The 20,782-nt window shown below is 67.3% G+C and carries 22 protein-coding genes; 9 read left to right on the forward strand and 13 right to left on the reverse strand.

The window, feature by feature from the left end; all coding sequences use genetic code 11:
* Positions 1-90 precede the first annotated feature (90 nt).
* From IY716_RS06400 to IY716_RS06410, 3 genes are all read left to right on the forward strand, one after another.
* A complete protein-coding gene (locus IY716_RS06400) occupies positions 91-765 on the forward strand; it encodes a GntR family transcriptional regulator (RefSeq protein WP_218220716.1) in 675 nt (224 codons plus the stop codon).
* Between the two features lie 9 nt (positions 766-774).
* The gene (locus IY716_RS06405; protein WP_218220717.1) at positions 775-1,776 is read left to right on the forward strand and encodes an aldo/keto reductase family protein; all 1,002 of its coding nucleotides are present in this window, start codon (positions 775-777) and stop codon (positions 1,774-1,776) included.
* A 197-nt stretch (positions 1,777-1,973) separates the two neighbouring features.
* Positions 1,974-3,047 (forward strand): hypothetical protein, encoded by a 1,074-nt coding sequence (locus tag IY716_RS06410; protein WP_218220718.1) that lies wholly within the window; start codon positions 1,974-1,976, stop codon positions 3,045-3,047.
* Positions 3,048-3,124: 77 nt separating this feature from the next.
* Here the strand turns inward: IY716_RS06410 and IY716_RS06415 are convergent, their stop codons facing one another.
* Together IY716_RS06415 and IY716_RS13745 are read right to left on the reverse strand one after the other, a co-directional pair.
* The gene (locus IY716_RS06415; protein WP_218220719.1) at positions 3,125-3,679 is read right to left on the reverse strand and encodes a thioesterase family protein; all 555 of its coding nucleotides are present in this window, start codon (positions 3,677-3,679) and stop codon (positions 3,125-3,127) included.
* Between the two features lie 63 nt (positions 3,680-3,742).
* Positions 3,743-4,558, reverse strand: coding sequence for a response regulator transcription factor (locus tag IY716_RS13745; RefSeq protein ID WP_255316452.1), 816 nt, complete (start codon positions 4,556-4,558; stop codon positions 3,743-3,745).
* Between the two features lie 270 nt (positions 4,559-4,828).
* On the opposite strand from IY716_RS13745, the gene ald reads away from it, so the two are divergent.
* A complete protein-coding gene (gene ald, locus IY716_RS06425; RefSeq protein WP_218220720.1) occupies positions 4,829-5,941 on the forward strand; it encodes an alanine dehydrogenase in 1,113 nt (370 codons plus the stop codon).
* Positions 5,942-5,945: 4 nt separating this feature from the next.
* On the opposite strand, the gene IY716_RS06430 is transcribed toward ald, so the two are convergent.
* Together IY716_RS06430 and IY716_RS06435 are read right to left on the reverse strand one after the other, a co-directional pair.
* Positions 5,946-7,061, reverse strand: coding sequence for an enoyl-CoA hydratase/isomerase family protein (locus IY716_RS06430; protein ID WP_218220721.1), 1,116 nt, complete (start codon positions 7,059-7,061; stop codon positions 5,946-5,948).
* 90 nt (positions 7,062-7,151) lie between these two features.
* Positions 7,152-7,997 (reverse strand): CoA ester lyase, encoded by an 846-nt coding sequence (locus tag IY716_RS06435; RefSeq protein ID WP_218220722.1) that lies wholly within the window; start codon positions 7,995-7,997, stop codon positions 7,152-7,154.
* 455 nt (positions 7,998-8,452) lie between these two features.
* On the opposite strand from IY716_RS06435, the gene IY716_RS06440 reads away from it, so the two are divergent.
* Complete coding sequence (locus IY716_RS06440; protein WP_218220723.1) at positions 8,453-9,163, forward strand: GerMN domain-containing protein; 711 nt, start codon at positions 8,453-8,455, stop codon at positions 9,161-9,163.
* A 28-nt stretch (positions 9,164-9,191) separates the two neighbouring features.
* On the opposite strand, the gene IY716_RS06445 is transcribed toward IY716_RS06440, so the two are convergent.
* The 4 genes from IY716_RS06445 to hisC are packed head-to-tail and all read right to left on the reverse strand — an operon-like array spanning position 9,192 to position 13,998.
* A complete protein-coding gene (locus IY716_RS06445) occupies positions 9,192-10,682 on the reverse strand; it encodes a dihydrolipoamide acetyltransferase family protein (protein ID WP_218220724.1) in 1,491 nt (496 codons plus the stop codon).
* A gap of 2 nt (positions 10,683-10,684) precedes the next feature.
* Positions 10,685-11,680: an alpha-ketoacid dehydrogenase subunit beta gene (locus tag IY716_RS06450; RefSeq protein WP_218220725.1), complete on the reverse strand. Its 996-nt coding sequence runs from the start codon at positions 11,678-11,680 to the stop codon at positions 10,685-10,687.
* On the reverse strand, positions 11,677-12,876 hold the full coding sequence (locus tag IY716_RS06455) for a thiamine pyrophosphate-dependent dehydrogenase E1 component subunit alpha (protein WP_369699610.1): 1,200 nt from the start codon (positions 12,874-12,876) through the stop codon (positions 11,677-11,679). The genes IY716_RS06450 and IY716_RS06455 overlap by 4 nt, the downstream gene beginning before the upstream one ends.
* Before the next feature lie 21 nt (positions 12,877-12,897).
* Positions 12,898-13,998, reverse strand: coding sequence for a histidinol-phosphate transaminase (gene hisC / locus IY716_RS06460; protein WP_218221439.1), 1,101 nt, complete (start codon positions 13,996-13,998; stop codon positions 12,898-12,900).
* Between the two features lie 7 nt (positions 13,999-14,005).
* Here hisC and IY716_RS06465 point away from each other — a divergent pair, with 7 nt between their 5' ends.
* The gene (locus IY716_RS06465) at positions 14,006-14,395 is read left to right on the forward strand and encodes a phage holin family protein (protein ID WP_218220726.1); all 390 of its coding nucleotides are present in this window, start codon (positions 14,006-14,008) and stop codon (positions 14,393-14,395) included.
* Here the strand turns inward: IY716_RS06465 and IY716_RS06470 are convergent.
* Positions 14,392-15,894 (reverse strand): hypothetical protein, encoded by a 1,503-nt coding sequence (locus IY716_RS06470; protein WP_218220727.1) that lies wholly within the window; start codon positions 15,892-15,894, stop codon positions 14,392-14,394. The genes IY716_RS06465 and IY716_RS06470 overlap by 4 nt on opposite strands.
* A 10-nt stretch (positions 15,895-15,904) precedes the next feature.
* On the reverse strand, positions 15,905-16,387 hold the full coding sequence (locus IY716_RS06475) for a hypothetical protein (protein ID WP_218220728.1): 483 nt from the start codon (positions 16,385-16,387) through the stop codon (positions 15,905-15,907).
* A gap of 163 nt (positions 16,388-16,550) precedes the next feature.
* Here IY716_RS06475 and purB point away from each other — a divergent pair, with 163 nt between their 5' ends.
* From purB to IY716_RS06490, 3 genes are all read left to right on the forward strand, one after another.
* Entirely contained in the window at positions 16,551-17,999 is a 1,449-nt protein-coding gene (purB, locus tag IY716_RS06480) for an adenylosuccinate lyase (RefSeq protein WP_218220729.1), read from the forward strand.
* Between the two features lie 7 nt (positions 18,000-18,006).
* Positions 18,007-18,594 carry a sugar O-acetyltransferase gene (locus IY716_RS06485; protein ID WP_218220730.1) on the forward strand — a complete coding sequence of 196 codons (588 nt, stop codon included), beginning with the start codon at positions 18,007-18,009 and terminating at the stop codon, positions 18,592-18,594.
* Positions 18,595-18,754: 160 nt separating this feature from the next.
* Positions 18,755-19,165, forward strand: a complete 411-nt coding sequence (locus IY716_RS06490; protein WP_218220731.1) for a VOC family protein — start codon at positions 18,755-18,757, stop codon at positions 19,163-19,165.
* Positions 19,166-19,221: 56 nt separating this feature from the next.
* On the opposite strand, the gene IY716_RS06495 is transcribed toward IY716_RS06490, so the two are convergent.
* The 3 genes from IY716_RS06495 to IY716_RS06505 are packed head-to-tail and all read right to left on the reverse strand — an operon-like array spanning position 19,222 to position 20,782.
* Positions 19,222-20,088, reverse strand: a complete 867-nt coding sequence (locus IY716_RS06495) for a prenyltransferase (RefSeq protein ID WP_218220732.1) — start codon at positions 20,086-20,088, stop codon at positions 19,222-19,224.
* A complete protein-coding gene (locus tag IY716_RS06500) occupies positions 20,085-20,417 on the reverse strand; it encodes a lycopene cyclase domain-containing protein (protein ID WP_218220733.1) in 333 nt (110 codons plus the stop codon). The genes IY716_RS06495 and IY716_RS06500 overlap by 4 nt, the downstream gene beginning before the upstream one ends.
* Positions 20,417-20,782: a lycopene cyclase domain-containing protein gene (locus IY716_RS06505; protein WP_218220734.1), complete on the reverse strand. Its 366-nt coding sequence runs from the start codon at positions 20,780-20,782 to the stop codon at positions 20,417-20,419. Before IY716_RS06505 ends, IY716_RS06500 begins: the two co-directional genes overlap by 1 nt.

Genomic DNA, 20,782 nt, shown 5'->3' on the forward strand with positions numbered 1-20,782 from the left:
GTGCCGGCATCACTGATCTGACGACCTTTCATCCTGAGGTCCGGCTATGCTATGAATACCTGTGAAGATTGTCAACAATCCGGAGATGCCATGAGTTCCCCCGCAGGTTTTCAACCCGTCCACCGTGAGTCCACCTCCTCACTGATCACACGCGCGCTTCGCGAGGGCATCATGAACGGCCGACTCCCGGCTGGGGCGCAGCTCTCCGAGGCAGGGCTGGCGGCCGAGTTCGGAGTCAGTCGCGGACCGCTGCGTGAAGCCATGCAGCGCCTGGTCCAGGAGGGCCTGGTCCGCAGCGAGCTGAACCGAGGACTCTTCGTCAAGGAGCTCGACGAGGCGGAGATCCGCGATCTCTACCTCACCCGCACCGCGATTGAGACGGCGGCGGCCTACACCCTCGCGCACTCGGAGGGGGCCGCCGCCGGCGCTCAGCGACTCCGCGAGCGCGCCGCGGCGATGGCGGAGGCAGCGGCGGCCGGAGACCTGAATGCGCTGGCCGATGCGGATTTCGCCTTCCACGAGGAGCTCGTGAGCCTGGCGGGCAGCCCCCGACTCCACCGCATGCACGAGACCCTGATGGTGGAGACCCGGATGTGCATGACCGCACTGCAGGAGACCTACTTCGACCCGGAGGACCAGGTGGCCGAGCACAGCCGCATCGCCGAGGCGATCGCTGTCGGCGACGACGAGGTGCTCCGGCGCGAGATCGAGGAGCATATGCAGGAGGCCCTGGACAGGCTGGTCCGGGCAGGCCACCAGGGTTAGGCTCGGTTCATGGAATTCAGATACCTCGGAAACTCTGGCCTGAAGATCTCTGAGATCACGTACGGCAACTGGCTGACCCACGGCTCGCAGATCGAGAACGACGTCGCCACCACCTGCGTCCATGCCGCCCTCGACGCCGGAATCACCACGTTCGACACCGCTGACGTCTACGCCAACACGGTGGCCGAGCAGGTGCTCGGCGATGCCCTGGCCGGACAGCGCAGGGAGTCGCTGGAGATCTTCACCAAGGTCTACTTCCCCACCGGTCCCAAGGGGCCCAACGACACCGGGCTGTCCCGCAAACACATCATGGAGTCGATCAACGGCTCACTGAGCCGACTCGGCACCGACTACGTGGACCTCTACCAGGCCCACCGCTACGACCACGAGACCCCGCTGGAAGAGACCATGCAGGCCTTCGCAGACGTGGTCCGCTCGGGGAAGGCGCTCTACATCGGCGTCTCCGAATGGACGGCGGATCAGCTGCGCGCCGGACATGCCCTGGCCAAGGAGCTGAACATCTCGCTGATCAGCAACCAGCCGCAGTACAACATGCTCTGGAGGGTCATCGAACCAGAGGTGATCCCGGCCTCCGAAGAGCTCGGCATCTCGCAGATCGTCTGGTCACCCATCGCCCAGGGCGTGCTGACCGGCAAATATCTCCCCGGACAGGCGGCACCAGAGGGCTCCCGCGCCTCGGATAAGGAGGCCGGGAAGTTCATCGAGCGATACATGAACGAGGAGATCCTCACCGCGGTGCAGAAGCTCAAGCCGATCGCCGAGGACCATGGGCTGAACCTCGCACAGCTCGCCGTCGCCTGGGTGCTGCAAAACCCCAATGTCGCCTCCGCCCTGGTGGGAGCCTCGCGGCCCGAACAGATCGCCAGCAATGTGGCTGCTGCCGGGGTCACCCTGGATGACGCCGCAATGCACTCGATCGACTCGGTCCTGGGGGATCTGGCCCAGCAGGACCCCAGCCTGACGAAGTCTCCGGAGTCGCGCCTCGTCTGAGTCCGAAGGATCCGACCGTCTTTACCGGATCGTTATGAAAAAGGCGTTTCTCGTCGTAGACTGGCCGCTGATCTATTGACATCAGCGGCAGAGTCGGGGCTCGGCCGCCCACCACATAACGGGGGCAGAACTGGATGAAGCGGGGAGCGCAGTATGCCGCGTCCTGGAGCGGCACTGCGCTCCTCAGCCTGGCCTTGATGTTCGCCGCAAGCCCTGCCGTGGCCGCCGCCTCCTCGGCGTCACCGTCTGGGGAGGTCACCTCGACCTCTTCTGCGGGGACGCCCAGCGGCGAGTCCACCCAGGATACGGACGAGGACTCCGCCGGGTCCGACGGCTCGGCCTCCTCAGCCCCAGAGCCCACGCCTTCACAGTCCCCGGCACCGTCAGAGACGCCAGCTCCGGATCCCGGGGAGACCACGTCCCCGGACCCCGGCGAAACACCCCCGGAGCCCACACCGACTCCGGATCAGCCGGCGACACCGACTCCGGACCCCTCGACGCCCGCGATTCCAGAGCCCTCCACCCCCGGGACTCCGATCCCCAGTGAGGACCCGACTCAGTTCCCGGACGGGCCGACGCCCAGCGAACCAGCCCCCAGTGACCCGACAGCCACCCCGGCTCCCGGGTCCGGGGCCCCTGCGGGCGAGCACTACCTTCGCTGCGGTTCGGCCTTCGCCGGACCGGGAGAGACCGAGGCGCTGCGACTGGACATGAGTCGCGGCATCACCGATCTCAGCGCTGGCTCCAGCCTCACCGGAGCCGCCATCTTGATCGAGGACGGGGTGGTCTACTATCAGGCTCCATCTCCCCTGCCCCGCGGTTCCTCTCAGGACGATTTCGCCGTGCGCGGCCAGGCTCCCGATGGGACCAGGGTCCAGGCTCGCTGCTATGTGGGGCTGCAGGAGTCGGCCGACGGTGACACCGATCCCAACGCGCCGAGCCCCTCGTCGCTGAGCCCCACCCGAGCCGCGCAGACCCAGGAGACACCGGAGGTGACACCGTCGTCACCCGAGTCATCAATCTCGGGACCGGCCACCTCGCGAGCCACCCTCGGCGGCCCTCCCATTCCAGGAATGCCCGGCTACCCGCTGCCCGAACTGGACTCTCCACAGACCGACGCCGCCACTGAGGCCGCAGAAGGTCAGGCGCTGGCGCAGACCGGACTCGACACGCTCCGAGTGTCCACCGCTGTGACCCTGGCGCTGCTGGCGATCATCGCCGGAGTCGCCGCTCTGCTGCTGGCCTCACGCCGGGTCCGCTCAGCGCAGTAGGCTGCGGCCTCGTCGCTCGGTGAATCAACCCCGCTGAACTGCGGCCCGCGTTGCCGTCACGGGACGTCGCAGACACGTCACCAGTGATTGGGGGCAGGCTTCCGGGCTGAGGGAAGTGCCGAATCGGCCCGCCAGCGCTGGAGCTCGTCGCTGACGGTGAGATCTGCGGGCACCTCATGACCCAGTTCACGGATCACCTCGAGGATCTGCTCATTGGAGACCGGCCCCTGCGAGGAGAGCAGCCGCCCTGCGATGTGGGCACGGACGTAGATCTCGCCGTCGACCACTGCACGCTGCTCGAAGTAGAAGCACTTCTCATCGAAGCCGATCATCCGGGTGTGGATCTCGAATCGGGTCATGAAGGTCACCGAACGCCGGAAGGTGATCTGCTCCGACTGCACGACCGGGGACCATCCACGCCGGCGCATCTGCGCCCACAGTCCCGATCGCGCCATGAGGTCGAAGCGGCCCAGGTCGAAGAGCGAGAAGTACTGGCCGTTGTTGATATGGCGTGCGATGTCGATGTCGGTGGGCAGCGCGCGCAGCGCGAGAACCGAGGACTCCCACGGGGTGAGCGAAGGTCGACGCCGGGCGCGCAGCAGAATCAAGAGGGTGCGAAAGATCACATGCATGGGCTCAGTGTGCCACAACGCTACCGCCGAGTAATAAGCCGCCGTCCCACAGCGGTCGACGCCTCAGCGAGGGGAGGAACTGGATGCTGCCTGCTCCACCGCAGGCTCCGTCTCGGCGGGACGCAGCACATAGCCGGCTCCCCGCACCGTGTGGATCATGCGCGGCATCCCCGCCTCGATCTTCTTGCGCACATAGGAGATGTAGAGCTCGACGATGTTGGCTTGACCAGCAAACTCGTAGGCCCAGACCTGCTGCAGGATCTCCGCCTTGGGGAGCACGGTCCTGGCATGACGCATCAGCAGCCGCAGCAGTCGAAACTCGGTGTCGGAGAGGTCGATGTCCCGCTCTCCCCGGCGCACCGTCCGCGCCGTGGTGTCCAGCTCCAGGTCTCCGACGACGAGTCGCTCACCCTCGGCCCGGGCGGGAAGCCGAGCGGTCATCAGGTGCAGCCTTCGCAGAGACTCCTCCACCGTGATCACCCCGGTCATGTGGTCGTCCAGCGGATGGACCACATCCAGGACCTCAGCGAGCTCCACCTCCGCGTCGAACCACAGCAGCGCCGCCGTATGTTCTCCGCTGGCGCGCAGCTCGAGGAGGATCGCGTCGAGATCGGCGACTCTGCGGCTGAAACGGGCATCCACCACGAAGATCTCCGGCACATCGGCACGCAGGCTCGCTCGCGCAGCATCGCCGCTGGAGGCCTGAAGGACCTTGACGTCGAGCCCGCGCAGGCGCTGGCTCAGCTCGGAGGCCGCCGGAGACGGCCCACCAAGGATCAGTACGGGCGAGGAGATGGACAGACTTCGACCAGCGCCTCCGGAGGACGACGACGGCAGAGCCGCCTCGCGCTGGCGCCCAGCATCGTCCTCGTGCTCCATCGAATGTGTCTCCAGATCGTTCTCCCAGTCATACCTATCAGGGCGCCGCAGGTGTCCTGAGTCTCCTACAGACTGTCAAGATCTTCGCGCGGGGTGAAGTCACAGGCTCAACAACAGCTTGACCCCTTCGAGGTGTGGCGAAGACCTCAGCGGCACTCTCGAACAGCGACCGGCATCCATGACAGACTGGCCACAGTGACCGACATCACCCCACGTCGGCACTCGGTTCCGCCGCTGAACCGCCTACTCGGCACGTGAAGAGGAGAACAGATGATCATCGGAGTTCCCGCCGAAGTCAAGAACAACGAATACCGCGTGGCACTGACCCCCGCCGGAACTCTCGATCTGATCGGCCGCGGCCACCAGGTGCTGGTGCAGAGCGGCGCGGGCAAGGGCTCCGGATTCGCTGACACGGAGTATGCGACCGCAGGCGCGGATATCCGCGACGGCGCGGACGAGGTCTGGGCACAGGCTGAGCTCATCCTCAAGGTCAAGGAACCCCAGGCCGAGGAGTTCGTGCGGATGCGCGAGGGCCAGCTTCTCTTCACCTACCTCCATCTGGCAGCCGAGCCCGAGTGCGCCCGCGCGCTGCAGGAGCGCGGCGTCACCGCCATCGCCTATGAGACGGTGACCGGACCCCACGGGCTGCCGCTGCTGGCACCCATGAGTGAGGTGGCAGGTCGGCTCGCTCCGCAGGTGGGCGCCTATCATCTGATGCACTCTCAGGGTGGGCCCGGCATCCTGATCGGCGGCGTGCCCGGCTCACGGCCGGCGAAGGTGGTCGTGATCGGTGGCGGCAAGGCTGGAGAGCAGGCGGCGCTGACCGCGCTGGGAATGGGCGCCGACGTCACGGTGCTGGATCTCAACATCGATCGTCTGCGGGAGCTCTCGGCGCTGTCCGGGCGGGGACTGACCACGTTGGCCTCGAACACCCTGACGCTGAGCAAGGAGGTCGCGGACGCTGACCTCGTCATCGGCTCCGTGCTCGTGCCGGGGGCCACCGCGCCGAAGCTGGTGACCCGCGAGATGGCCTCGGCCATGCGACCCGGATCGGTGCTGGTGGACATCGCCATCGATCAGGGCGGCTGCTTCGAGGGGTCACGGCCCACCACCCACGCGGATCCCACCTTCACGCTCGGCGAGCAGATCTACTACTGCGTGGCGAACATGCCCGGCGCGGTGCCGCACACGTCGACGGCAGCGCTGACGAACTCCACGCTGCGCTTCGTATTCGCACTCGCGGACAAGGGCTGGAAGCAGGCTCTGCGTGAAGACCCACACCTGGCCAATGGACTCAACGTCCACGCAGGAGCCATCACCAACGCCCCGGTCGCGGAGGCGCTCGGGGCGGAGTACTCCGCAACCTCCAGCGTGCTGGCCTGACGGATCAGAGCGTCTGGAGCTCGCGGAGCCGGTGACCCGGCACCGGGGTGAAATACCTCTCCACCAGGGAGTCGTCGACATCGTCAAGCCGAGCGGGGCTCCACTGCGGCGTCCGATCCTTGTCGATGATCTGGGCTCGGATGCCTTCACGGAAGTCATGTGACCGCAGCATGTGCACAGCGATGGTGAACTCCTGATCCAGCGCCGCCTCCAGCGTCAGCTGCTTGGCCGCAAGAATCGCTCGATGCGCGACTCGCAGCGCGATGGGCGACTTCCCACGCAGCGCCCGCGCCGCGGCGGCGGCCTCCTCCTGTTCAGGGGCCAGCTCGTCGAGGCGCTCGAGCACCTGCTCCACGGACGGAGCCGAATACGCATAGTCGATCCACCCGCGGCGATCGGTCTCGGCTGGGCCCGGCGGCGTCACGGTGAACTTCGGCAGCACCTCGGCCACCGGGGCAGAGCTCAGCGCCTGGGTCAGTTCTCCGAGCGCAGCCGACGGGACTTCGACGTCGGCCAGCCCCGAGGCGATGGCCTCGGCAGCATCGAGATGAGCCCCGGTGAGTCCCGCATGCAGGCCGAGCTCACCGGGAGCCTGCCCCAGCAGCCACGTGCCACCGACATCCGGGGAGAACCCGATGGTCGTCTCCGGCATGCCGGCCCGCGTGCGCTCGGTGACGACTCGGTGCGAGCCATGGGCGGAGACGCCGATCCCGCCACCGAGCACCAGCCCGTCCATCAGCGCGATGAAGGGTTTGGGGTACTGCGCGATGGTGCGATTGAGCGCGTATTCGTTCGCCAGGAACGTCTCGCTGGTGAAGTCAGCGGCATACCCAGGTGCGCCGGCCGGGAGGATCCCGCCGCCGTCGTGGTCCTGCAGTGCGAGCATCTCGGCATAGAGGCTGGAGACGTCCCCTCCGGCGCAGAGCCCCCTGTCACCGGCACCGCGGATGAGGACCTGGGTGACGGCGTCGTCGACGGCCCAGTCCTGGAGCTGCACCAGCAGACACTCGCACATCAGCTGGGTCAGCGCGTTGACCGAGCGTGGCCTGTTCAGCGTGATGATCCCCAGGTGGCCGCGCAGCTCGAAGGCCACATCACCGGTATATGTCTCCCTGCCCATGTGACAGAGATTACCCTGCGGCTTCGCTGCGCCGAAAAATGGAACGTGACCCGGGGCTGCGTCCGAGAAATCAGGGCCTGCGGCGAGGGGTCAGGCGTTCCAGAGGCCGTAGGAGTCTGCCAGCGAGGCGATCTTCTGCGCTCGTGCGAGCCGCGGCAGATAGGAGCCGTCCCCGATGGAACCGCCGGCCTCGTGCGCTTCGATCAGCTCTCGGGCCCAGCTCAGCTCATCCTCTGAGGGAGCCAGACCGGTATTGATGTGCTCGACCTGCGCGCGATTCAGCGAGAGCTTGCCCGTCATGCCCATGTTCGCCGTGACGAGACATGCCTCGGCAGTCTGCTCCGGGTCGGCGTCGGCGGCAGTGGGGCCGTCGATCGCTCCGGGGAGGCCACCCACGCGGGAGGCGATCACCAGGCGCGACCGCGCGTAGGCCAGCGCCATCGGATCGGCCGAGACGCCGACGTCCTTGCGGAAGTCATTGGTGCCGAAGGCCAGCCGGAACGTGCCCGGTGCGGAGGCGATGAGGGTCGCGTTCTCCACCCCGAGGGCGGATTCCACCAGGGCGATGACGGGAGTGCCGGCGCGCAGCCGCATCGCGGTATAGGTGACCTGTTCGGGGCGCTCGGTTTCGGCGAGCATCACGCCGCGGAGACCGTCGGCCCGCGAGAGCGCGCTCAGATCGTCTTCCCAGTGTTCGGAGGTCGTGGGGCTGATTCGGACCCAGGCCGTCATTCCACCATTGAGTGCCCGCAGCACGGCCTCGCGCGCGGCCACCTTGCCGTCGTCGGGCACCGAGGCTTCGAGGTCGAAGATCACCGAGTCAGCTTCACTGGCCAGTCCGGGGGCAAAATCCTCCTCCTTGGCGGCGTTGATCAGCAGCCAGGAGCGGGAGAGTTTTGCGGGAAGCGCAGCGGCGCGCCGGTTCCGGATGGGCATGAGCTCCAGCCTACCGGAGAAGGCGGCCCGGGATTGAGCTGACGGCGTCCCTCTGCCGGCGCCTGGACAAGGACTGTTGACATTCAGGTGCACGACGCTCAAGATGAGTCACGGTAGACGTTCAAGTTTGAAATAGATCGCTTGACACGTCGCCCCAGACGCAGGGTCAGGAGCCCCCCGTTCTCTCCTGACCGGCGCCGCCCAAGGGATGAGGCTCCACTGGTCGCGTGCATGACAATCCGCCCCCGTCTGCACCGACACCTCATCTGTTCCGCGGGTGGAAGGCTCCCCCGTATCGGCCTTCCACCCGCGAGGGCGTGGGTGTGAGCCACCGAGGGCGTGGGTGTGAGACACCCTGAGCCATGGGCGCCACCCATGCCTGAGCAGGCATCACTGTGCGGCGCAGCCCGCGCGATGGATTCGGTGCACGCCGCCGCAGCTTCTATTCTGGTGCTATGACACCCACACGGTCTTCGCGATCCCGGAACCCATGGGTCGCGGCCGGCCTGGGACTCACCGTGCTGCTGGCGGGCTGCGGCGACTCCTCCGAGACCGAGCAGGAGCAGACCGAGGATACCGGAAGCTCCATTCCTCAGCCCGAATACGACGCCGACGACTCCGTCCGGCTGCCGCTGGCGATGATCAGCCCCGCTGAACAGAGCCAGGACGCACCGCTCGAGGAGGATGGCAGCCTGGAAGGCTCGGGGGCGCCGGGAAGTCCGGTGGAGGAGTCGAACGGCCAGCAGGCACACGAGATCGAGATCGCCCGCACCGAGGCCTTCGGCTGCGGGGACACACTTTCGGTCATCCAGACGGTCCCGATGGTCACCGAGGATCCGGCGGTGGCCGCCCTGGAATACCTGATCAGCGACGAGTTGTACTCGCACGGCTCTCCGGCCTTCGGCAACCCGCTCTCCGCCTCCGACGAACTCAGAGTGGACTCCGTAGAGCTCGAGGGGGACACCGTGACCGTGCAGCTCAGCGGCGAGACAGTGACCAGGAGCGAGTGCGAGTCATGGCAGATCCTCACGCAGATCGAGACCACCGCCCGGGCAGCCACCGGCGCCACCGGCAGCGAGGTTCTTCTCGAAGGCCAGCCGCTGGCAGAGGTCCTGGGCCTCGGTCCGACGCAGAGCCCGGTGGAGATCCGCGAGATCATCGACTGAGCAGTCGATCAGCAGAACAGGCTGGATCTCAGTCGATCAGCAGACCCGGCTGCTCCATGACCGCAGCCACGTCGGAGATGAACCGGCCCGCCAGGTCCCCGTCGATCAGCCGGTGGTCGAAGGACCCGCCGATCACCATGACGTCGCGCGGGACGATCTGGCCCTCCACGACCCAGGGCTTCTTGCGCACGGCGCCGAGTGCGACGATCGCGGCCTGCCCCGTGGGAAGGATCGGGGTTCCGCTGTCCAGACCCAGAGTGCCGATATTGGTGATCGAGACGGTCCCGCCCTGCATCTCACCGGGGGTGGTCCGACCTTCGCGGGCGTCGATGGTCAGCTGGGTGATCGCCGCGGCCAGCCCGCGGGTGTTGAAGGCGTGGGCTTCGTGGATCACCGGAACCACCAGACCGCGCGGGGTGGCCGCAGCGATCCCCAGATTCAGATAGTTCTTCAAGGTGTAATACGTGTCATGCCAGGTCGCGTTGACCTGGGGGTTGCGGCGTGCGGCCCAGATGATCGCCTTGGCGGCAAAGAGCATCGGCGACACGCTCAGTCCGGCATAGGAGGGATCCTGCTTCAGGGCGGAGCGCAGCTCCATGGTGCGGGTGACGTCGACCTCTTTGAACACCGAGACATGCGGAACGGTGGTCGCGGAAGCGGTGACGTTGCGGGCGGTCGCCTTGCGCACGCCACGCACCTGCACGTTGTCCTCACGCGGGCCCTCGTAGAGCAGCCCCTCCTCGGCGGGCGTCGTCTTGCGCCGTCCCGGGGACGGCGCACCAGTGGCAGGGACCTGGCCGGAGGCGCGCTGTTCACGCTTCTGCCGCGCCTGGCGCTCCACGTCATCCCGGGTAATCTGGCCGTTGCGTCCGGAGCCGACGAGCTCCCAGACCGCGACGCCGAGCCGCTTCGCCAACGCACGCACCGGCGGGCTCGCACGGGCCACGATGTCCGCGATGTCGGTGGCAGCGCCGCTGGGCGCAGGCCTATCAGCGATCCCGAGCCCATCCAGGTCCACCAGGTCCGGTGTCGTGGAGCGGGTCCGACGACGCCGGGTGGCGGAGTCGGCCTTGGGCCCCGAGCCGACGAGCGCCTGGTTCTCGCCCTCGCTCTGCGCCTTCGCGGCCCGCTCGGAGGCCGCCGCCTGCTCGGCGGCTTCAGCCTTCTCGGCCGCCTTGCGTCCGCGACCCGAGCGCGACCGGCTGCTCTTCTCAGCAGGAGCGGCAGGCTCCTCCGGTGCAGCCTGCGGAGCTGCCGAGTCCGACGCCGGGACGTCTTCGCCCTCGGCGGCGATCCTGATCAGTGGGGAGCCCACCTCGATGGTCTCCCCCTCGCTCGCCACCAGCTCGGTGACAGTCCCGGCGAAGGGCACCGGCAGCTCCACCAGGGACTTGGCGGTCTCGATCTCGACGACGATGTCGTTGACCTCGACGGTGTCCCCCACGGAGATGCGCCAGCTGACGATCTCCGCCTCGGTGAGTCCCTCGCCGACATCGGGAAGGTTGAAGGTCTCGGCCATGCTCAGACACCCCTCTGGTAGCTGAAGCTGCGTTCCACGGCTTCCAGCATGCGGTCAATATCGGGCAGGTACCGGTGCTCCTGCGAGGCGGGCGGATAGGGCATGTGGAATCCTCCCACGCGCAGCACAGGCGCCAGGAGACGGTGATGCGCCCGCTCGGCGACCCGGGCGGCGATCTCTCCGCCCATTCCGCCGAAGGTGGGCGCCTCATGGGCGACGACGAGTCGCTGGGTCTTCGCGGCCGAGCGCGCGATGGTCTCGTCATCGAGCGGACTGATCGACCGGATGTCCACCACTTCGATGCTGCGCTGGTCTGCGCGGGCAGCTTCGGCGGCGGCGAGCGCCACCGGGACCAGCGGGCCATAGGTGGCGATGGTGGCATCGGTGCCCTCGCGCAGCACCTGCGCTCGGAACGCGTCGGGCGCCGGATTCTCGGTGTCCACCTTGCCCTTGAGCCAGTAGCGGCGCTTGGGTTCGAGGATGATCACCGGGTCATCGCTGACGATCGCCTGGCGGGTCATCCAGTAGGCGTCCTGCGGGCTGGAGGGGGCCACGATCCGCAGTCCGGCGGTATGCGCGAAGAGCGCCTCCGGGGACTCGGAGTGGTGTTCCACGGAGCCGATGTGTCCGCCGTAGGGCAGCCGGATGGTCACCGGCACCTTGATCTTGCCATCGGTGCGATTGTGCATCTTCGCCAGCTGGCTGGTGATCTGATTGAAGCCGGGGAAGACGAAGCCGTCGAACTGGATCTCCGCCACCGGCCGGTAGCCGCGCATGGCCATGCCGATGCTGGTGCCGATGATGCCCGACTCTGCCAGCGGGGAGTCGATCACCCGGTGCGTGCCGAACTCCGCCTGGAGTCCGTCGGTGACGCGGAAGACGCCGCCGAGGGCTCCGATGTCCTCACCGATCAGCAGCGTCCGCTGGTCCGCCGCCAACTCGTCGCGCAGGGCCGCCGTGATCGCCTTGGCCATCGGCATCTCTTTGATCGCGCTCATCGTGTGCCTCCCGCTTCCGTGGAGGTCGTCTCCTCGGCGAATCCGGCCTCATAGTCCTTCAGCCAGGCCTTCTCGGCCTCCACCTGCCGGTGCGGCTCGGAGTAGACGGTGTCGAAGACCCGTTCCAGATCGATCGGCTCCAGCGCGAGCACCGACTTGCGCATGTCCGAGGCGAGATCCTTGGACTCAGCGTCGACCTGCTCGAAGTAGGACTGATCGGCGTCGCCGGTGGAGTCCAGCCAGGTTCGATAGCGCCGGATGGGGTCGCGGCCCTCCCAGAGCTCGAGCTCCTGGGCGCTGCGGTATTTGGTCGGATCATCGGCGGTGGTGTGAGCACCCATGCGGTAGGTGACCGATTCGATCAGCTTGGGGCCCTTGCCGGCTCGGATCTCAGCGGAGAGCTTCGTGGCCACCGCGTAGCTGGCGAGCACGTCATTGCCGTCCACGCGAACACCTTCGAACCCGTAGCCCAGCGCGCGGTTCGCCAGCGGCCCGCGGGACTGGGTGCGCGTGGGCACAGAGATCGCCCAATGGTTGTTCTGGATGAAGTAGAGCATCGGCAGCTCGTAGGAGCTGGCGAAGACCATGGATTCATGCACGTCACCCTGACTGGTCGCTCCGTCGCCGATGCAGGCGACGACGATCTCGTCCTCGGCCCGATCACGCGGAATGCTGCCCATGCGCAGATCCTGGTTGATGCCCATCGCCCAGCCGGCGGCATGCAGGGTCTGCGCCGCCAGCACCAGCGTGTAGACCTGGAAATTGTGCTGCCGCGGGTCCCAGCCGGTGTGCCGGGTGGCGCGGAACATGGTCAGCAGCTCCTCCGGGGCGATCCCCCGGTAGAGCGCCATGGCGTGCTCGCGGTAGGTCGGGAACACCATGTCGGAGGTCTTCAGCGCGGCGATGGTGCCCACCTGCGCAGCTTCCTGACCCAGTGCCGGAGCCCAGAGTGCGAGCTGCCCCTGCCGCTGCAGCGACGTCGCTTCAGCGTCGAGCCGACGCTCCATGACCATGTAGCGGTAGAGCTCGCGCAGTTCCTCGGCGCTCAGCGCCGCGATATACGGACCGTAGACCTCGTTCTCAGCGAGCTTCCCGTCGGGGGCGAGCAGCTGGATAGGCTGCACCTCTTGTGGCTGCACTGTGTGATCCTCTCCGGTGGCGCCGCTGATGGCCGCCCCGCAGGTGAGGAGGGCCACCGTTCATTCTGTCAGCTCGACTCAGTCCCGGAATCTGTAGGTCCGGCACAACTCGATGAATCGATCATTGGCCTCGACCTCACCAATCGTGACCCGCACACCCTCGCCGGCGAATGCGCGCACTGCCAGTGCCTGCACCCCGGCCTGCTGGGCGAAGTCCTGGGACTTCTCCCCCAGCGGGAGCCAGACGAAGTTGCCCTGCGGCTCGGGGATTTTCCAGCCGGCCTCGGTCAGCGCCGCAAACACGCGCTCCCGCTCGGCCACCAGGGAATCGACCCGCTCATTGACCTGATCCATGTTCTGCAGGGAGGCCAGCGCCGCGGCCTCGGCCAGCGTGGAGACGCCGAAGGGCGGTGCGACCACGCGCAGGTGAGCGGTGATCTCCTGCGAGGCGATGGAGTAGCCCACACGCAGTGCGGCCAGGCCGTGAGCCTTGGAGAAGGTGCGCAGCACCACCACGTTGGGATGGCTGCGGTAGAGCGAGAGCGCATCGAGCGGGTCCTCGCTGCGCACGAATTCCTGATAGGCCTCATCGATGACGACGACGACGTCGCTGGGCGCCTTCGCGAGGAAACCCTCGACCTCGCTGTGGCTCAGCGCAGGACCAGTGGGGTTGTTCGGGGTGCACAGCAGGATCACCTTGGTCTGTTCCGTGATGGCGGCGAGCATGGCCTCGAGATCGTGGCGTCCGTCGGAGGCCACCGGAACTGTGACGTCCTTGGCGCCGGCGGTGCGCACCACGATCGGGTAGGCCTCGAAGGAGCGCCAGGCGTAGATGACCTCATCCTGGCTTCCGTCACTGTTGGAGCCGGCGAAGGCGTTGATGATCTGGGTCAGCGCTCCCAGGCTGCCGGTGCCGGCCACGATGTCCTGAACCGGCACCTCCAGGGCGCTGGCCAGTCCGGCGCGCAGTCCCTCCGCGGTCGGATTCGGATAGCGATGCAGGGTGTCGATCTCCGCGAGCGTCTTCGCCACTGCAGGCACGGGGCCCAATGGGTTCTCGTTGGAGGAGAGCTTATAAGGGGTGAGCCCGTCGGCTGGCTGAGGCGGCTTGCCCGCCGCATACGCTGGCAAAAGGCTGACACTTTCCCGTGGGGTGATCGACCCGGCGCGTGAGAACATAGTCACCGTGAGAATCCTACTGGCAATCCTCTTGAACGCCCTGGCGCTCGCTGCGGCGGCGTTCCTCATCCCTGGCATCTACGTGGACGGCGCCGAGACGGGGACAGGCTCGACGATCCTCGCCTTCCTGTTCGTAGGAGCCGTCTTCGGGCTCGTCAATGTGGTCATCAAGCCCATCATTGCGCTGCTCTCACTGCCCATCACCTGCCTGACGCTGGGCCTGTTCGCTGTGGTCATCAACGCCGGCATGCTGATGCTCACCGCGTGGCTCACCTCCTGGGTCCCGGTGCACTTCGTGGTGGAGGACTTCTTCTTCAGCGCCGTCCTGGGCTCCATCGTGGTCTCCCTGGTCTCGGCACTGCTGAACCGGTTCATCCTGCGCCCGCTGGAGAACTAGCGAGCCTTCCCCACCCCGGATCTCACCTCCTCGACTCCGGAGCTCGCCTCCTCCGTGCCGCCCTGCAGCCTGCCCGCCCATTCAGTGATCGTCTGCTGCACCCGCTCCGTGCTGGCCGCGTCCCACTCCGTGGAGTACACCGTGGCCTGGTGTTCACCGGAGAGCTGAGCGGCAAGTTCGCGCAGGTGCTCTCGCTGGCCCGCGTCCAGATGGGTGTTCGCGTCCTCTTCCAGGATTCTGATCGCCTCGAGGTTGTGGGTGTAGCTGTGACTCTGACCGAAGATGCCTCCCACCTGCCCGTCGGGCGCGTGGTGCTCATAGTTGATCTCCACCCGTGCTGAGGAGAGCTGACTCTGCTCGTTCATCAGGCGCGGCACCGGGTCGTTGACGTCCTGAAAGCTCGTGGTGCGTACACCGGGAGCGATCGGTCCCTCCCGCCCCGGTCCCGCCACCGTGACCACCTGCGAGATGCGGTACCTGCGGGCAAGTCGGCCGCCCGCCGCGATGTTCAGTGCATGCAGCGCCCCCTGGGAGTACCCGGAGACGAGCAGCTCATCCCCAGGCTGCGCGCCCGAGCGCTGCAGGGCCTCGTCGATCACCGTCTGCAGGTTCTCCGAGTCATTGGTGAGGGCATCCGCGAGACTGTTCACACCGCGACCGGCGCTCAGGTCCAGCTCACCTGCAGCGAGCGCGTCCAGGTCCATGTCTTCCAGGTCTTCGGGAAGCTCGAGCCCGGGGATATGCACGATGTGCCGCCGGCTCCCCTCGGTTGCAGAGGAGGAGATGCTGAAGTCTCCGGCGGCGGCGACTCCTGCCTGCGCCTCGAGATAGTCCGTGACCCCACGTGACTGAGTGGATGTGAGCTGCTGGGTCTGCACATTCAGCGTCTGCGTGCTGGCCCTGGAGGCGCGGCGCACCTCCTCCAGCAGTGTCTGCGAGACCAGCCCGCCGGCCTCGCCCGATGCACGTATCGCTGGCTGCCTCCTCGTCGCTCGGGCGAAGAGCAGGACGCCGATATGCCCGAGGTTCACCAGCGCCGTCCTGGCCCAGGCCGCAGCCAGTGCCCTGTCTCCCTGCGGATGGACGATATGGGGGTACATCTCGGGATACTGCGCGACCTGCCGGGCTGCCCCGAGCCAGTGCACCACAAGCGCCTCGGTGTCGCGGTAGCTCTCGTGCGCTCGCTCAACGGCCTCAGAGGTCCCCTCCATGGCCGAGCTGCTGATCGCGGACTGCGCGGTGCTGATGCCGAGCTGCGCACCGAAGAGCGGGATCCGCCAGTGCGGGGCGACACCGGCGATGGAGCCGAAGAGCTCATCGGCGATGCGGGCGAGGTCCTGCCGCTGCTCCTCAGCGATGCGCGCCGCCTGCCGCAGCTGCTGCGCCCCCAGCTGGAGCGTCTCCAACACCAGATTCGCCTGAGTGGGCCCGCCATAGGCCTGGACGGTGAACTCCCGGTCACGCGGCTCGCCGAACTGATCGGGTCTGAGGACGTACATGGCGGCCGGCTCAGCTTCCTGATCCGCTGGCCTCGGCGAGAAGCATCCTCGGGAGACCTCCGTGACGCTCCAGGAATCCCAGGAAATCAGCCGCACTGTCTCCGGCGCGGCGAGCACCCGCGAGCAGAGCCCCCGCTCCCAGCTCAGCCTCGATTCCCGTCCCGATCCCCGCCCCGGTCAACGATTCGACGGCACCAGCGAGCACACGAGCCAAGTGGGCATACTCCTGCAGGTCGCCGGAGATCATCCGGGCGCGCGCCGCCAGCGCGGCGACCGACTCCTGCCGTTCACGGGCCGAGGTCACGTGATGATAGGTCAGCGCTATGAAGGCCTGTCCGGCCGGCGACTCCCAGCGCACACTCTGGGCCGAGGCGAAGATCGCCGCGATGCAGTCCTCACTGCGCACCGCCACGAATTCCAGGGCCGAGGCGGCCCGCTCATAGGCGAGCGCGGACTCCTGGAGCTGCTGCACCGCCGGAGAGAACCCGATCATCGGCCGCCCCTCCCCCCTCTGCCTATGGCTGGTGTAGCTTGCGTGTGCTGCGAATCTAGATCGGCAGCAGGCCGCACACGGCGCGTCTGAGCGGCCCGTGGAGACCGGGCCGGGCGGCGTCGTCGTCACCGGCGCTGGGGAAAACTCATGAAAGAATCGGCCCATGGTCACCTCCTCCACCACCCCCGCCGAGAACGAGAACCCCGCGAGCCGCGTCGCGCTGGCCGATGCCGAGCCGCAGATCGCGCTCGGCGCGCTGGACGGGCGCTACCGCAGCGCCGTCGCGCCGCTGGTGGACCATCTCTCCGAGGCCGCCCTGAACCGCAACCGGGTGCACGTGGAGGTCGAGTGGTTCATCCATCTGTGCGCCGAAGGGGCGCTGGAGGGGCTGCCGACGCTCAGTGACGAACAGCTCCGCGGTCTGCGCGGCATCGTCACCGGGTTCGGCACCGCGGAGCTCGCCGAGCTGGGGGCCATCGAAGCCGAGACCCTGCACGATGTGAAGGCTGTGGAGTATTTCATCGCGCGCCGACTCCCGTCGCTGGGGCTGGCGGAGCTGACCCCGCTGGTGCACTTCGCCTGCACCAGCGAGGACATCAACAACCTCTCCTACGCCGTGGGCATCCGCGACGCGGTTCATCAGGTCTGGCTCCCGGCAGCGCGCACCGCCCTGGATTCCCTGGCCACGCTCGCCCAAGACTCCGCCCAGGTGGCGATGCTGGCCCGCACACATGGGCAGCCCGCCACGCCGACCACGCTGGGCAAGGAGATCGCGGTCTTCGTCCAACGGCTCCGGCGACAGCTGCGGCGCGTCGAATCCCAGGAGTTCCTCGGCAAGCTCAACGGCGCGACCGGGACCTATGCCGCCCACCTCGCGGCAGCCCCCGAGGCGGACTGGCCTGCCCTGTCGCAGCGGTTCGTGGAGAAGCTGGGACTCACGTTCAACCCACTGACCACCCAGATCGAGTCCCATGACTTCCAGGCCGAGCTCTACTCCGACATGGCTCGATTCAACCGGATCCTGCATGGACTGTGCGTGGATCTGTGGAGCTACATCTCGATCGGCTTCTTCCGCCAGATTCCGGTGGCCGGCGCCACCGGCTCCTCGACCATGCCGCACAAGGTCAACCCCATCCGCTTCGAGAACGCCGAGGCGAACCTGGAGATCTCCAATGCGCTGCTCGACGCGCTGGGCTCGACGCTGGTGGAATCACGCTGGCAGCGCGATCTCACCGACTCCTCGGGACAGCGGAATATCGGCACCGGAATCGGGCACTCGGTCCTCGCACTGAGCAACGTGAGCAAGGGGCTCAAGCAGCTTGCGGTGGCCGAGGAGGTCATCGCCGCGGATCTCGACGCGAACTGGGAGGTGCTCGGCGAGGCGATCCAGACCGTGATGCGCGCCGAGGCGGTGGCCGGGGTCGCAGGCATGGAGAACCCGTATGAACGACTCAAGGAGCTCACCCGCGGCCGCCGGGTGGACGCCGAGAAGCTCGAGGAGTTCGTGGGCGGGCTGGGCCTGTCCCAGGCCGCGGAGGCTCGGCTGAAGCAGCTGACCCCGGCCGGCTACACGGGTCTGGCCTCTCAGCTGGCCACACAGTTCGGCAGATAGGCCGCGAATGGACCACGGAGCCTTTGCCGATGACCACCGGACCCAGTACCAGCGCCTGCGGGACGGGCACTGGTACAGAGCCGATGAGGAGATCCTGGAGCGGGCCTTCGCGGCGCATCAGCTTTCTCACCGGTACAGCCAGGCAGCAGCCCAGGGCGACGACGACGCTGCCGCCGCGCTGCTGTCGCAGCTGATCGGTGACCTCGGCGAGGACGTGGCGATCCGCCCTCCGCTCTCGGTGGACTACGGCGCGCACATGTCCATCGGTGACCGCGTCTTCATCAACACCGGCCTGGTGGCGCTGGACGTGGCCCCCATCCGGATCGGGGCTGACTGCCTGCTCGGTCCCAACGTGCAGCTGCTGACCCCGATCCACCCCCTGGAGCCGGGACTGCGACGGCAGAAGTGGGAGACCGCGGAGCCGATCACGCTGAAGGAGAACGTGTGGCTCGGCGGCGGCGTCATCGTCTGCCCCGGAGTCACCATCGGTCGCAACAGCGTGATCGGCGCAGGTTCCGTGGTGACCCGTGACATCCCAGCGAACTCCGTGGCTGTGGGCAATCCCGCGCGGGTCATCCGCCAGCTGGTGGAGTGAAGCCCCCGGGGATTGCGCCGATGCCGCGGGATCACGGGCGAAGCTCCACCCGCCGGCGACGTGCCGGGCCGCAGCGCTTCCCCCGCCGTGCATGAGCAGGTGAGAATGGCCGCGTCCCATAGTTCGGGCGCGGCGGCGCCCTGGTGAAGAGAGGCTCGCCATGACCATCGGCATGACCCCGTATCTGCAGTTCTCCGGCACAGCCCGCGGCGCCCTGGAGTTCTACCACTCGATCTTCGGCGGAGAGCTCGGCATGATGACCTACGCCGAGGGCATGGGCACCGATGATGAGAACAACGATCTGATCATGCATGGCTCCCTGTTCGTGGACCGAGGCATCCACCTCATGGGCGCCGACGCTCCTCCTGGGATGGCGGCGTCACTGGGCACCGTGTCGCTGAGCAACAGCGCGCCTGATGACGCCGAGCACGAGACGCTGGAGCAGTGGTGGGAGAAGCTCTCCGAAGGAGCCGAGATCACCGAAGCGCTGGCGAAGTCGCCGTGGGGCGACACCTTCGGGATGCTCACCGATAAGTTCGGGGTGCCCTGGATGGTCAACGCTTCACGCTGAGCAGCCGGCGACAGCCGTGCCAGAGCGCGAGAAGCCCCACCAGCGCGCGAGCAGCCTCACCACACCCAGATCAGCATCATCGTCGCGAGGAACCCACAGGCGTAGTTCAGCCAGATGAATCTGCGCCAGGCAGAGTTCACCGCAGCGGAGGTCTCATCGGTGACGTTGAACCAGGGCAGCGAGATGGCGATATAGGGCACCACCAGCACGGCCGCCAGCGGAGTCGGCCATTGCCCGAGAAGCAGCAGCACACCCGCCGCAGCCCAGAGCAGCACCGCCATCCGCACGGTGAAGCGCGCCCCGAGGGCGGTGGCCACCGAGGCGATGCCGCCTTCACGGTCTGGCACCACGTCCTGCACGGCACCGAAGGCGTGAGCGGCCATGCCCCAGAGGAAGAAGGCCGCCAGGATGAGCACCACCGTGGCGCCGGGAGCGTAGCCGACCCGGTCATGTGCCAGCGCGAACCCGACCACCGCAGGGCTGACGAAGTGGGTGCTGGAGGTCAGCGAGTCCAGGAACGGTCGCTCCTTGAACCGCAGTCCTTTGACCGAATAGGCGGCGACGGCGAAGAGGCTCACCACCATCGCGGCCCAGGTGGCGGGCCCGCCGCCGAGCATCAGCACCAGCGCGGGCGGCAGGGTGCTCAGCGCCGAGATCCACAGCACCGGGGCGTGCAGCGAGGGATCCAGCAGGGCTCCCTCGATCCCACCCTTGCGCGGATTGCGCAGGTCCGACTCGTAGTCGAACACGTCATTGATCCCGTACATCGCGACGTTGTACGGAACCAGGAAGAACAGCGCCCCCAGGATCAGCACCCAGTCGATCTCCCGTGCGGCGTAGAGATACGCCGCAGCAAACGGAAACGCGGTGTTGATCCAGCTGAAGGGACGCGAGGACAGCACCAGCTGGCGGATCAGGCTCATCGGCCCACCTGCCGGGCGCCGCGCCGCTCGGCGTCTCGCGCCCCCGACCGTGCACGGAGCACATGCCAGAGCGCCGGCAGCAGAAGCACTCCGGCCAGCGAGTAGCTGAAGTCCTCGATCGGGGCGAGCCACAGATACACCCCGAGCAGGTGCTCATGGCCGTAGCGCACGATGTCCAGACCGATGATCACATTGTCGAAGACCGCCGTGAGGATCAGCAGCACCAGCGTCGTCACCCCCACCGCGACCCAGTGGATCCGATGACGCAGCACCACGGCCGCGAGCACCGCGGGCACCATGAACGCCAGGCTCAGCCAGAAGTAGGCCATCAGGCGTTCCCCTTCCCGTTGACCGGCGCGCCCGACGGAGCATTCTCCCCGGTGCGAGAGTCCAGCAGCCTGGCCGCGCCGGTGTAGAGGACCATCGTGCACAGGCTCAGGAACGCGAGGAACACCGGTTCCTCCAGGGGCATCTCCGGGGCGAGCATGATGCCGGTCATGTAGTCGCTGTGGCCCACCAGGAAGATTCCGAGTCCGATTCCGGCAAAGTCCCAGAGCAGGAAGAACACGACGCCGATGACGGTCACCACCGCCGCCACGCGCGGGTCCCGGAAGAAGAACAGCTGGAATCGGCGATCGATCAGCAGCATGCAGGCGGCCGAGAGGAGCAGTCCTGCCAGGTACAGGTAGGACAC

It is taken from the genome of Nesterenkonia sp. Act20 (assembly GCF_019173455.1).
Taxonomy (GTDB): domain Bacteria; phylum Actinomycetota; class Actinomycetes; order Actinomycetales; family Micrococcaceae; genus Nesterenkonia.